This window comes from Streptomyces mayteni (assembly GCF_054783955.1).
The window spans coordinates 1-12,048 of sequence record NZ_BAAGPR010000165.1 but is presented as its reverse complement, the minus strand read 5'-3'; the positions used below and the strand labels follow the sequence as shown (position 1 = coordinate 12,048).

General features: G+C 74.6%; 11 protein-coding genes. 4 read left to right on the top strand and 7 right to left on the bottom strand.

Annotation, left to right across the window (positions count from 1 at the left end; genetic code table 11):
* From ACYVPE_RS37230 to ACYVPE_RS37215, 4 genes are all read right to left on the bottom strand, one after another.
* The coding region (locus ACYVPE_RS37230; RefSeq protein WP_461038263.1) for a serine/threonine protein kinase at positions 1 to 1,626 on the bottom strand (1,626 nt) is incomplete at its 3' end.
* The gene (locus ACYVPE_RS37225) at positions 1,623 to 2,882 is read right to left on the bottom strand and encodes a hypothetical protein (RefSeq protein ID WP_461038262.1); all 1,260 of its coding nucleotides are present in this window, start codon (positions 2,880 to 2,882) and stop codon (positions 1,623 to 1,625) included. The genes ACYVPE_RS37225 and ACYVPE_RS37230, both read right to left, overlap by 4 nt.
* Positions 2,883 to 3,017: 135 nt before the next feature.
* Positions 3,018 to 4,097: a glutamate ABC transporter substrate-binding protein gene (locus ACYVPE_RS37220; protein WP_461038261.1), complete on the bottom strand. Its 1,080-nt coding sequence runs from the start codon at positions 4,095 to 4,097 to the stop codon at positions 3,018 to 3,020.
* Entirely contained in the window at positions 4,094 to 5,428 is a 1,335-nt protein-coding gene (locus ACYVPE_RS37215) for a hypothetical protein (protein WP_461038260.1), read from the bottom strand. The genes ACYVPE_RS37220 and ACYVPE_RS37215 overlap by 4 nt, the downstream gene beginning before the upstream one ends.
* A gap of 297 nt (positions 5,429 to 5,725) precedes the next feature.
* Here ACYVPE_RS37215 and ACYVPE_RS37210 point away from each other — a divergent pair, with 297 nt between their 5' ends.
* A complete protein-coding gene (locus ACYVPE_RS37210; RefSeq protein WP_461038259.1) occupies positions 5,726 to 6,286 on the top strand; it encodes a GNAT family N-acetyltransferase in 561 nt (186 codons plus the stop codon).
* A 296-nt stretch (positions 6,287 to 6,582) separates the two neighbouring features.
* On the opposite strand, the gene ACYVPE_RS37205 is transcribed toward ACYVPE_RS37210, so the two are convergent.
* Both ACYVPE_RS37205 and ACYVPE_RS37200 read right to left on the bottom strand, forming a co-directional pair.
* Positions 6,583 to 7,212 (bottom strand): GNAT family N-acetyltransferase, encoded by a 630-nt coding sequence (locus tag ACYVPE_RS37205; RefSeq protein WP_461038258.1) that lies wholly within the window; start codon positions 7,210 to 7,212, stop codon positions 6,583 to 6,585.
* A gap of 8 nt (positions 7,213 to 7,220) precedes the next feature.
* Positions 7,221 to 8,684, bottom strand: a complete 1,464-nt coding sequence (locus ACYVPE_RS37200; protein ID WP_461038257.1) for an MFS transporter — start codon at positions 8,682 to 8,684, stop codon at positions 7,221 to 7,223.
* Positions 8,685 to 8,890: 206 nt separating this feature from the next.
* On the opposite strand from ACYVPE_RS37200, the gene ACYVPE_RS37195 reads away from it, so the two are divergent.
* Positions 8,891 to 9,313 (top strand): MarR family transcriptional regulator, encoded by a 423-nt coding sequence (locus tag ACYVPE_RS37195; RefSeq protein ID WP_461038264.1) that lies wholly within the window; start codon positions 8,891 to 8,893, stop codon positions 9,311 to 9,313.
* Between the two features lie 39 nt (positions 9,314 to 9,352).
* Here ACYVPE_RS37195 and ACYVPE_RS37190 read toward each other — a convergent pair whose 3' ends face one another.
* Positions 9,353 to 10,261, bottom strand: coding sequence for a mechanosensitive ion channel family protein (locus tag ACYVPE_RS37190; protein WP_461038256.1), 909 nt, complete (start codon positions 10,259 to 10,261; stop codon positions 9,353 to 9,355).
* A 194-nt stretch (positions 10,262 to 10,455) separates the two neighbouring features.
* Between ACYVPE_RS37190 and ACYVPE_RS37185 the strand changes: the two genes are divergently transcribed.
* Together ACYVPE_RS37185 and ACYVPE_RS37180 are read left to right on the top strand one after the other, a co-directional pair.
* Complete coding sequence (locus tag ACYVPE_RS37185) at positions 10,456 to 11,148, top strand: TetR/AcrR family transcriptional regulator (protein ID WP_461038255.1); 693 nt, start codon at positions 10,456 to 10,458, stop codon at positions 11,146 to 11,148.
* 176 nt (positions 11,149 to 11,324) lie between these two features.
* Positions 11,325 to 11,861 (top strand): HNH endonuclease, encoded by a 537-nt coding sequence (locus ACYVPE_RS37180; RefSeq protein ID WP_461038254.1) that lies wholly within the window; start codon positions 11,325 to 11,327, stop codon positions 11,859 to 11,861.
* The last annotated feature ends 187 nt before the right edge of the window (positions 11,862 to 12,048 follow it).

Below are 12,048 nucleotides of genomic sequence, written 5' to 3'. Positions count from 1 at the left end.
CCCGGCGCGCCCGCGCCGGACCGGGCCGGCCGTCGGCCGGCCGTGGCCGCTCCGCGCCGTGTCCGGCGCGTCAGCGCCGGACGGCCGTGGCCGGCCCGCGTCGTACCCGGCGCGCCAGCGCCGCCTCGCGCCGAGCCGGGAGACCTCGCCGGCCGCCCGGGGGACCAACTCCGTGTCGATCACGCCGAGTTCGCGGCCGAAGAGCGGGGAGAGTGCCGGCCGGGGCTGGCCGCTGTTGACCGCGACGACCTCGCGGAGGACGCCCGTCAGCTGCTCCGCCATCTCCTGCGCCGAGCCGAACCTGCGCCACGGGTCGGGGTCGGTCGCCCGGACCAGGAGCCGGTAGAAGGACTCGTAGCGCTGGAAGACCTCGATGTTCTCCGGCTCCGGCAGGCTGTCCGCGTAGAACGTCGTGTAGCCCTGGAAGTCGAACGTCAGTACGGCCAGCGTGCGGGCCACCGAGTACAGGTCGGAGGCCACCGAAGGGCCGATCTCGGCGACCTCGGGCGCCTGGTAGCCGACCGTGCCGTAGATCGCGCTCTCCTGGTCGTCCATCCGCCGGACCGCGCCCATGTCTATGAGCTTCAGCTGGTCGTCCTGCTGGATCGCGTTGTCGACCTTGAAGTCGCAGTAGAGCAGGTTGCGGCTGTGCAGGTAGCCGAGCGCGTCCAGGGCCTCGATGCCGTAGGCGCAGGCGACCTCGACCGGGAGCGGGTCGCGGTGGCCGTCGGGGGCGCGCCGCTCGTTGGCGATCTCCTTGAGGGACTTGCCGCCGACGTACTCCATGACGATGTAGCCGTCCATGCTGCCGGTGCGGCGGTCCAGGTGCTCCACGAAGTTGTAGATCCGGACGATGCTGGAGTGCTCGATCTCGGCCAGGAAGCGCCGTTCCGAGATCGCGGCGGCCATCGCGTCCTCGTCGCCCGTGTCGAGCAGGCCCTTGAGCACCACCCAACGGTTCTCCACCGCCGTGTCCATGGCCAGGTAGATCCAGCCGAGGCCGCCGTGCGCCAGACAGCCGACGATGTCGTACTGGTCGCGCACCACGTCGCCCGGCTGGAGCTTCGGCACGAACGAGTAGGGGTGGCCGCACCTGGTGCAGAAGCCCTCGGTGCGCCCCGGCCGGCCGGCGCGGGGGCGGCCCACCGGCGCGCCGCAGTCGCTGTTGCCGCAGAACCGCTTCCGCTCCGGCACCTCGGGGTGTTCGAGCACCGCGGACAGCGGGTCGGGGCGCGGTACCCCGGGCATCGTCACCAGGCCGGCGCCGAGCCGGGAGCGCGCCGGGCCGCTGGCGCTCGACCGCGAGCTGCGCACCGAGACCGGGTCGAGGGGCAGGCCGCCGCTCAGCGAGCGGGAGAGCCGGCCCGGCACCGAGCGGCGCGAGGACCGGGAGCGCGCCGAGCCGCGGGAGTCGGCCGAGGAGCTCCGTGAGTCGACGTCGCCGCCGGCCGGGCGGAGCGAGCGGGAGAGCCCGGTGGCGTTCTCGCCGAGCATGCCGAACGGCGAGACCACGGGCGCGAGACCGCAGTCGCCGCAGTACAGCTCGCCGTCGCCGACGTCCTCGTACTCGCCCTGGCAGCCAGGCCGCTGACAGGGCCACACGCGGTCGTCGGGCGGGAGGCTCACGAGTCGCTCCTCGTCATCAGCGCCTCCGTGGCCGCCTCCCGGTAGCGGAGCACGGCGTGCTCGGCGGCGCGCAGATCGCACGGCGCCGTCCACAGCAGTCGGCGCGCCGCATCGTACCGCTCCACGAGCAACGGCTCATCGGCCTTGCCGCACCTGGCCGCCCGCGCCCGGTGGGCGTCGAGCAGGCCGCGCAGCTGGGCCCGCACCGCGAGCGGCACCGTCACCGCGGACAGCGAGTCCCTGGCCCGCTCCAACTCCTCATCGGCGCGCACCTCGAGGCGTTCGAGCAGCGGCGAGAGCCGGTGCCACTGGGCGCGCCGCCGGTAGTCGGCGGCAGCGGCGAGATCCTCGTGCAGCAGGCTCGACGGGCCGCTGACCGCCGGCACCTCGGAGGCCGCGATCTTCGCCAGCACCTCGCCGCGGGCGGTCCGGGCCTCGGCCAGCGTCCGGTCGGCCCTGGACAGCACGTCGCGCAGCCGGATCAGCCGCTCCTCGGCGTCCTTGCGGACCCCGATCACGGCCTCCACCTCGCGCCTGATGTCGTCGAGGGCGCGCGCCGCGCGGTCGTAGCGCGCGGTGTCGGGGTGGCCGCCGCCCGGCGCGCTGCTGCCGCCGTCCGAGATCCAGAACGCCAGCGGGTCGGCGATCACCTCGGCCCGCAGCGCCGTCAGCTCCTCGGTGACGCGCCGCAGCTCGTCGCCCGCCGGGTGGTCGCCGGGCCGGACGCCGACGGAGTGCGCCAGCGTGGAGAGCCGGCGCAGCTCGGCGGCGAGCAGGTCTATCCGGGCCGGCAGCGCCGACCAGACGGCGTCGGCCGCCGCCACGATGTCCAGCACGCCGGCGTAACCGGCGTTCACCCTGGCCACCAGCTCGGGCCAGCCGACAGGACCGGCCGGCCGGCCGTCCTCGCCCTGCTGGCCTGGCACCACCAGATGGGCGCCGTCGAGCAGCGCGCTCAGCCGCCGCAGCTCGTCCTCGCCCGGGTAGCGGCTGCGCGCCCGCAGCTGCCTCGCGGCGTGCAGCGCGTCGGTGCAGACGTCGAAGTACGACCACAGCAGCGGGATCAGCCGCTCGGCCCGCGCCCAGCGCTCCCGGGTGGTGCCGGCCAGCTCGGCCCCCTCGAGCAGCCGGCGGCCCGCGTGGTCCTGGAGGGCCAGCAGCGAGGACTCGATCGCCTCGTGCTCGGCCCCGAGCCGGGCCAGCGCGCGGTCCACCTCATCCCGGCTCAACACCTTCCCGGTGGAATCCGGGGCCATCGCTCTCCCCCCTCGCCCGTTCGCCTGGGGCTTCGCCTCAAGCTCCGTCTCTCGCCGGCTCGGTGGCCCGCCCGGTCCTGATCCTGCATCCCTTCCCCGTAAGGGGAGCCGGGTACCGCTCACCGCGCCCGCCGCTCACTCGCGGTAGAGCGGTTCGGGCGGCAGCGGCGGTGCGTCGCGCCCCGGGTCGTAGAGTTGGTCGGCCAGCCACTCGTCGTACGACTCCCGCCACTCGCTGGTGACGCCGCCGGCGCGGTAGTCCTCGAGCACGGCGTTGACCCAGCCCACCAGGTCGGGGTTGCCCTGGTTCATGGCCACGCCGTAGGACTCCACGGTCAGCGGCTCGCCGACCAGCCGCATCGACGGGTCCTGCGCCACGTGCCCGGCGGCCAGCGCGCTGTCGGTCATCAGGGCGTCGGCCAGGCCGAGTTGGATCCGCACCAGGCAGTCGAGGTGGTTGGCCACCCGGACCACCTCGGCGCCGTGGTCCTGCCGTTCGAGCAGCCGCTCGGCGGTCGTGCCGTCGGCCCGGCACAGCCGGGTGCCGGCCAGCGAGTCGTCGAAGCCGGTGATCTCCGAGTCGCTCGGCACCAGCAGCTGCTGCCCGGTCTCGAAGTAGGCGGTGGAGAACGCCACATCACGCCAGCGGTCGCAGGTGATGGACATGGTGCGCACCACCATGTCGACCTGCCCGGCGCGCACCGCGCGGATCCGCTGGTCGGTGGGGATGGCCAGGTAGGTGATCTCGGGGTCGGGGCCGAGCAGGTCCTCGGCGATGGCCTGCACCAGGTCGATGTCGAAGCCGACGATGTCGGTGCTGCCGGGCTCGCGGTAGCCCCACAGGTAGCTGTTGAGGTCGATGCCGACGCGCAGCCGGCCGCGCTGCCGGATCGCGTCCACGGCGTCGCCGACGACCCGGGCGGCCGGCAGCGACTCGGCGGCGTTGCGCTGCCCGTCGCAGCGCTCGGGCTCGGCCAGCGGGCCGATGCCGCCGCCCGCGTCGTCGGCGGCCAGGGACTCGGCCGCGGGGCGCTCGACGCCGCCAGGGCGGCCCTGGCCGGTGGTTCCCGGCGGGGCGGCGCAGCCCACGGCGAGCAGTAGCAGCGCGGCGGCGGCCGTGGCCAGCGTCGTCACGCGCCCGCGGGATCCGCGGTCCGCCACCTCGGCCACCTCGGCCACCTCCACCTCCGCCTCCGCTTTCCGCAACGTCGTCACCGGTACTCCGAGAGGCGGCGGCCGACGCCGAGCGCCGTGCCGGCGACGCCGAGCGCCCCCAGGCCGACCGCGCCGGCCGTGAGCCCGGCCAGCCGGTCCCTGGCCCGGCGCCCCGCCGCCTCGAACTGCTCCTGCTCGTGCGCGACGGCCTCGGCGAGCGACGTGTTGACCCGGTCGAACATCTCCCGGGTGGAGCCGCGGCCGCCGATCACCTGCTCCACCGCGCCGTCGTAGTCGCCCGCGAGCTCGCGTTCCCTGCCCACCGCGTGCCGCGCCGCCCACTCGCCGGTCGCCTCGATGGCCCGCTGGATCGGCGCCTCGCCCGCCGAGTCGCCGGCCGCCCGCGCGGCGGCGTCGCCGAGCAGCCCGCCAGGGCGCTCGGGGTCCGGGCCGATCAGCGTCTCGAGGCGGGCCTGGAAGCTCTCCTCGGAGGCGTCGTCCGCGCCGCGCGCCACGAGGGTGATGTTCTCGTCGCCGCGGGCGCGCAGCGCCTCCGTCCAGGCGCCGTTGAGGGAGCTGAGCGAACGCGCCGCGCCGGCGTCCGCGTCGTCCAGCGCGGCGCGCGCCAGCCAGTGCGCGCCGCTCAGCCAGAGCAGCAGCAGGGTGGCGGTCGCCGTGGCCGCCATCAGTCCCGGGCTCAACAGCCGGTTGGTGCGCAGGTAGTGGCGTCGCTGCGCCCAGGCGAGCACCACGAGCGCCAGGCCGCCGGCGGCCACCGCGAGCCACGGCCAGGCGCGGGCCTCGGCGATGTCGTGCTGGAACCTGTCGGTCTCGAGATCGTAGAGCTCGGCGGCGGCCACCAGCAGGGTTTGCTGCATCTGTTCGTCGGCGTACCGCAGGTACGCGCCGCCGAGCGGCAACCCCTGACGGTTGTTGGCGCGGGCGGTCTCGACCAGTCCGGTGTAGACCGGCAGCCCCTCGTTGAGCAGCGTGATGTACTCCTGCGCCGCGTCGGAACCCGAGCTGTCGGCGGCCGCGTCGGCCAGCCGGCCGGCCGCGTTGGCGATGTCCTCCTCGTATCGCTGCCGCACCGCCGGGTCCTCGTCGGCGCCGGCCAGGAAGCCGGTGGCGGCCGCGGTGTTGGCGTCCGCCAGCAGCCGGTAGATCTCGGCCGCGCCCGCGCTCAGCGGCTGACTGCTCTCCAGTACCTCGTCGGCCGCCTGGTACCGGTCCGCGACCTGCCAGGACGTGCCGGCGCCGAACAGCGCGAGCAGGCCGCCGACCACGACGCCGATGATCCGCAGCCTGCCTGGCTCGGTCCTGGTCGCGGCGCGCAGCCGGGCCGCGCCGTCCGACCACGACCTGCGGCGCGGCGGCTCGCTCGGCGGCACGGGGGCGGGGGGCGTCGACGCGGACGCCGAAACCGCGGCCGCCGACGCCGTGGACACCGACGACGGGCGGGGCGCGGACGGTGCCGGCGGAGCGATCGGCGGATGCGTCACCTTTATGGGCCCTCCCCCTCACGATTTCCGGCACGGGCCACGGCGAGAAGTATGCCGCCAGCCCGAGGCAACCAGACAGCCCCTGCCAGGATCTTGTTTCGTGATCGCGATCTTCGGAACCGCCGGGTACTGCCCACTGCTCACGCGACGGGCGGCCGCGCGGTTCCCGACGGAAGGACGGAACCCGTGAGTGACCGACCCGAGTTCGTGTTCCCCGCCACGGTGGGTTTGACCGGACAGGGGCTGCGGCTGCGGCAGTGGACCGAGGCCGACGTACCGGAGCTCCCCGAACTGTTCGACGACGGTGAGATCGCTCACTGGACGCCGCTCGCCTCGCCGTTCGGCCCCGACGACGCGCGGGAGTACGTGACCAGGGCGATCGAGCGGGCCGCGACCGGCACCAGGATCCAACTGGCCATCACGACCGACGGCAGCCGGCCGCTCGGCGAGGTCGGCGCCTTCGGCGTGCACACCGGGCCGCCGGGACTCTCGATCGAGCTCGGCTACGTCGTGGGCCGCGCCCACCGCGGCCACCGGCTCGCGGTGCGCGCGCTGAGCCTGCTGACGGAGTACGCGCTCCAGGAACTCGGCGCGTACCGGACGGTGCTCAACATCGAACGCGACAACGCCGCCAGCAACGCGGTAGCCCGCGCCGCGGGCTACCAGCTCACCCCCGACCAACCCCTCACCCGCGAACACCGCGGCCGCCTGGCCGAACTCCACATCTGGCAACGGCGCGCCGCGTAGCGGCGCGCAGCGCCGCAACGAGCGGTGCGGCGGGCGGCGTGGCCGCCGCCCACCCGCCGGCCGCCGGCCGCGGTCCGCTGTCCGGTGCCGCTTCGCGGCCGGGCCCGTGCCGGTCGGCCGGGTCCGGTCTGCTGCCGGTCCACCTGGCCGCGGCGCTGGCGGGACCGTGTACCGCACCGCACCGCACCGCACGGCGGCGCCCGAGCCGGGCACCGGCTCCCGGCGCTACCGCGCCTCAGCGCGGCGCGGCCGCGCCCCGTGGCCTCAGCCCGGACTCTCCGCTCCGCCCCGCAGGGTCAGAGGTGGAGGCCCAGGTAGTTCGTGGGGGCGTCGCCGCCCTCGATGAGGGGGGTGAAGCCGAGGCGGTCGTAGAAGGCGCGGGCGCGGGTGTTGGCGGGGCTCATGCCGAGGTGGACGCCGGGGACGCCGCGCGAGCGCAGCGTGTCGAGGAAGGCGGTCATCAGGCGGCGGCCGAGGCCCCGGCCCTGCCCGGGGGGCAGGAGGTCGATGTGCAGGTGGGCCGGGTACTCGGCGGCGATCTCCGGGACCAGCATCAGCTCGACGTGGTGCAGCAGGTTCCGCAGGTCCTCGTCGGGGTCGGCCGGTTCGCCCGCCGAGGAGGCGGGCAGCGCGGGGAAGCGGTCGGCGAGGGTCGGCAGCCACCGCTCCCTGAAGTCCGCGTAGTAGCGGACGCTGTCGGCCGTGCCCACGATGTAGCCGAGCACCCCGTCGCCGTCGTCGGCGACGAACACCAGCTCCGGTTCCAACTCGGCGTACGGCTCGGCGAAGATGGTCGGCAGGATCGCCGGCTCCCGGAAGCGCCCGGTGGCGTCGCCGCCCTGGAAGCCGGTGCGTATGCAGATCTCGTGCAGCGCGTCCCGGTCGGCCGGCCGGTAGCCGCGGATGGTCACGGGGGTGGTGGTCATGGGGGCGATCATTCCCTCGAAGCGCGCCCCTCAGCCACCGCGGCCGGCACCCGGTCGGCGGCCGGCTCGGCCGACGCCCCGGCAGCGGCACGGCCGCGGCCCGGGATGGCCAGCACGACGAGCGCCGCCAGCAGCGCGGCCCCGGCGCCGAAGGCGAAGGTGGTGTGGAAGCCGGCCTCGGACGGCAGGGTGACCGGGCCGGCTGGCGTGGCCAGCAGGGTGGTCTGGTGGGCGAGCACCACGCCGACGACCGCGCTCGAGGTGGACGTCCCGATCGACCGCATCAGGGTGTTGAGCCCGTTGGCCACCGCCGTCTCGGAGCGCGGCACCGCGCCCATGATGAGCGCCGGCATGGCCGCGTAGGCCAGCGCGACGCCGGCGCTGACGACGGAGGTGAAGAGCAGCACGCCCCAGGTCGAGCCGGTCAGGGCGAACGCCGCCAGGTAGCCGACGGCCATCACCAGGGTGCCGGCGAGCAGCGACACCTTGGGGCCGCGGGCGGCCGAGAGCCGGGCCGAGAGCGGCGAGACCAGCATCATCACCAGGCCGGTCGGGGCCAGCCACAGGCCCGCCTCCACCATGGAGAGACCGAGGCCGAAACCCGTCTCCTCCGGGAGCTGGAGCAGTTGGACCGGCACGAGCATCATGGCGAACATGGCGAGGCCGACCATGACGGTGGCGAGGTTGGTGACGAGCACCTGGCGGCGGGCCGTCGCCCGCAGGTCGACCAGCGGGGACGCGATCCGCAGCTCCCAGAGGCCCCACAGCACGAGCAGCACCGCGGACGCCGCGAACAGGCCGAGCGTGGACGCGCTGCCCCAACCCCAGTCGCCGCCCTTGGAGACGGGGAGCAGCAGGGCCACGAGGCCGGCCGAGAGGCCGACGGCGCCGACGACGTCGAACCGGCCGCCCACCCGGGTCTCGGACTCCGGCACCAGGAACACCACGAGGACCGTGACCAGCGCGCCGAGCGCCGCCGAGCCCCAGAACAGCACATGCCAGTCGGCGTTCTGCGCCACCGCGGCGGCCGCCGGCAGGCCGAGCGCGCCGCCGATCCCCAGCGAGGCGCTCATCAGCGCGATCGAGGCGCCGAGCCGGTCGGCCGGCAGCACGTCCCGCATCACGCTGATGCCGAGCGGGATGATGCCCATACTGGCGCCCTGGAGGGCCCGGCCGGCGACCATCGGGGCGAGCGTGTCGGCGAGCGCGGCGACCACCGAGCCGGCGATCAGCAGGCCGAGGCTGACCAGCAGCATCCGGCGCTTGCCGTACAGGTCGCCGAGGCGGCCGACGACGGGGGTGGCCACGGCGGCGGCGAGCAGCGTCGCGGTGATCGCCCAGGAGGCGTTGGACGCCGAGGTGCCGAGGAGCGCGGGCAGTTCGGGTATGAGCGGCACGATGAGCGCCTGCATCAGCGAGGCGGTGATTCCGGCGCCCGACAGCACGGCGACGACGACTCCGGCGCGCGGCACGGGCGAGGGGGTACTCAATGGGGTCTCCGCTCCAGGGCTCAGGGCTGAAACCGCACGCGAGGCGGCTATGTGCATGATGCACACCGTATGTAGAGTACATATGCGAGAGGCTGCGCCAACCCGGCCTGGCGAGTGGTGAGGAGGCGTCGGAAGTGCGGGCAGAGCGCGAAAGGCGCACGGAGATCGAGGACATCGAGCGCGAGTTGATGCTGCTGCGCCGGCACGCGACGATGGGGACTTTCCGGAAGTTTTACTCGGGCGACCGCCTGGAGCGCAGCGCGTACATCGTGCTGAGCCGGATCGAGAGCGAGGGCCCGATGACCATCGGGCAACTGGCCGACGCCTTCTGCCTCGACGCCTCGACCCTCAACCGGCAGACCGCCGCCATGCTGCGCACCCGGTTGCTCGAGCGCATCCCCGACCCGGAGGGCGGCGTGGCCCGCAAGCTCCGCATCACCGCCGAGGGCGCGCGCCGGCTGCGGGTCGACCGGGAGGCCATGGTCGACTGCCTCGGCACCACCCTGGAGGGGTGGACCCGGGAGGAGCTGGCCGCGTTCGCGGCCGCGCTGGTCCGCTACAACACCACCGTGGAGCGCGCCGAGGACCGCCCCTGGCCGCGCCGGGCCTGACCGGCCGCCGCCCCGCTCCGACTACTCGGCCGCGCCGGGCTACTCGGCCGCGGCCGGCTCGGCCGCGGCGACCGCGCCGCTCGGCCCACCCTGCGCGCCGAGCGGCAGCGGAACGGGCTCGCGGTTGACGACGCCCGCGGCGTCCAGCGCCCGCTTGATGCGCCACCGCAGCTCCCGCTCCACGTCCGTCGCCCGCCCGGGCTGCGTCTTCGCGGCGACCTTGACCAGCATCGACTCGGCCGAGACCGACTCGACCCCGAGGTACTCCACCGGCTCCCACAGCAGCTCGTGCCACGGCTCGGTGCGGGACAGCTCGGCGCCCACCTCGGCGATCAGCTTCCGCAGCCCCTCGATGTCCGCGTCCGCCGGCACCTCCACGTCCACCAGCGCCGTAGACCAGCCCTGGCTCAGGTTGCCCACCCGCTTGATCTCGCCGTTCCGCACGTACCAGACCTCGCCGGAGGCGCCGCGCAGCGTCGTCACCCGCAGGCCGATCTCCAGCACCGTGCCGGTGGCCTCGCCCACGTCGATGGAGTCGCCGACCCCGTACTGGTCCTCGAGCAGCATGAACATCCCGCTGATCACGTCCTGCACCAGGCTGCGCGCCCCGAAGCCGATGGCCACGCCGGCGACACCGGCGCTGGCCATCAGCGGGCCGAGCTGCACGCCGAGCTCGGAGAGCACCATCAGGCCCGCGGTGCCCATGATCAGCATCGACGCGGCGCTGCGCAGCACGGAGCCGATCGCCTCGGAGCGCTGCCGGCGCCGCTCCGAGTTGAGCCGCAGCCCGCCGCGGCCCAGCCGGCGGTTCTCCGGGTCCTCGCGGTTGAGCCTGGCGATCAGCCGGGTCACGGCGCGCCGCACGATCCACCGCGTGGTCATCGCGATCGCCACGATCAGCAGGATCCGCAGTCCCGCGGCCAGCCAGCTCTCCCAGTTGTCGCTCATGTCTCGCTCATCCGATGTCGGGGGGTGGGGGTACCGGGTGCCCGGCGCGCGCCGGGCCGGTCACCGGTCCACGGTAAACAAGACGGGGACGTGGCGGGAGCACGCGATGAGCTTTGTGTGGCACGGTCCACGTTCGTCGCGATTCTCCCCCCGTGTGGTCACACGGTGTCAGTGTCCCTGGTTAGCCTGGCGACATGCAGCACAGCGAGGAAGCCCAGGAGGCCGCTGGGCCGGGGGTGTTGGGCGAGTCCGCCGGTGGGTCCTCCGGTGCGCCGGGGGTGGGGCCGCCGCCCGTCGGGCGCCGGTTCGGGCCGCGGTCGGCGGCGGCCAGGCTGGCCATCCTGGAGGCGGCGCGTGCCCGCTTCGCGGCGGAGGGTTACGAGAAGGCCACCATTCGCGCCATAGCCGCCGAGGCCGGCGTGGATCCGGCCATGGTCATGCGCTACTACGGCAACAAGGCCGGCCTGTTCGCCGTCACCGTGGGCGCCGAGAGCGAGCCGGCCGATCTCTCCCGGGTGCCGAGGGAGGAGATAGGCAGGCACTTCGCCCGGGTGCTGCTCGACCCGTGGGAACGGGGGGCCAACAGCGCGGAGGCCGCGGTGCTGCGCGCCGCCCCCACGCATCCGGAGGCCGCCAGGGCCATCCAGGCCACCTTCGCCGGCCGGCTGGTCCCCGCCCTGCGCGGCGCCTTCCCCGACGAACCCGAGCTCGAGACCCGCGCCGGGCTCGTGCTCACCCAGAGCCTCGGCACCGCCCTGCTCCGCTACGTGTTGCGGGTGGAACCGGTCGCCTCCATGGACTACGAGACGCTCGTCGAGTCCGTCGGCGCCGCCATCCAACTCCACCTCACCGCCCCGCTCCCCGGTGGTGCGGAGGTGGGCGGCTGAGGCCCCGTCGACCGACTCCGACCACCGGGAGAAGGGGGATCGGTGGGGCGCATGTGGCAAACGACACAATCGGCTCATTTCCCGATCGTGGTGGCGCTACCGGCAGTGCACGGGACACACTGAGGGAGATCGTCCCGGCGCGAGCCACGTGCCGCCGACGGAAACGGAGGGCGTCCGTGCCGCACGTCTTGGTCCTCAACGCGTCGTACGAACCACTCGGCGTCGTGTCAGTCCGCCGCGCACTCATCCTGCTCCTCAACGACAAGGCCGTCAGCCTGGAGTCCACAGGCGCCCTCATGCGCAGCGCCACCCACGCCATCCCCGCGCCCAGCGTGGTGCGGCTCAAACGATTCGTCCGCGTCCCCTACCGCAGCGCCGTCCCCCTCACCAGACGCGCACTGTTCGCCCGCGACGGCGGCCGCTGCGCCTACTGCGGGGGCGTCGCCACCAGCGTCGACCACGTCATCCCGCGCAGCCGCGGCGGTCAGCACGCCTGGGACAACGTGGTGGCCGCCTGCCGCAGCTGCAACCACATCAAGGCCGACCGTCACGTGGCCGAGCTCGGCTGGCGGCTACGCCATCAGCCAGGACCGCCGTCGGGCCTGGCCTGGCGGATCATCGGAACCGGCCACCGCGACCCGCGGTGGCTGCCGTATCTCCAGCCCTATGGCGCGGACGACGCGCTGGCCAGAATCGAGGGCCGCTCGGCGTAGTCGCCTGGTCGCTGCCTGGTCGCTGCCGCGACGGGCTCAGCCGTCGCGGTGCCCGGCGGGCACAGCCCGCGGCGAGCCGCTGCGGCTTCGCCTTCGGCAGGGGGCCGGGCCCCTGCCGGGGAGCGCGCGTTCCGCGCCGGCCGCAGGCGCGAAGCGTCGCGGCGGGCCGTCCCGCGGCAGCGGCGCT

Coding starts and splice junctions, on each gene's coding strand:
- ACYVPE_RS37225 (WP_461038262.1), bottom strand. CDS start 2,882: ATGGCCCCGGATTCCACCGGGAAGGTGTTGAGCCGGGATGAGGTGGAC.
- ACYVPE_RS37205 (WP_461038258.1), bottom strand. CDS start 7,212: ATGACCACCACCCCCGTGACCATCCGCGGCTACCGGCCGGCCGACCGG.
- ACYVPE_RS37195 (WP_461038264.1), top strand. CDS start 8,891: ATGCTGCTGCGCCGGCACGCGACGATGGGGACTTTCCGGAAGTTTTAC.
- ACYVPE_RS37190 (WP_461038256.1), bottom strand. CDS start 10,261: ATGAGCGACAACTGGGAGAGCTGGCTGGCCGCGGGACTGCGGATCCTG.
- ACYVPE_RS37185 (WP_461038255.1), top strand. CDS start 10,456: ATGCAGCACAGCGAGGAAGCCCAGGAGGCCGCTGGGCCGGGGGTGTTG.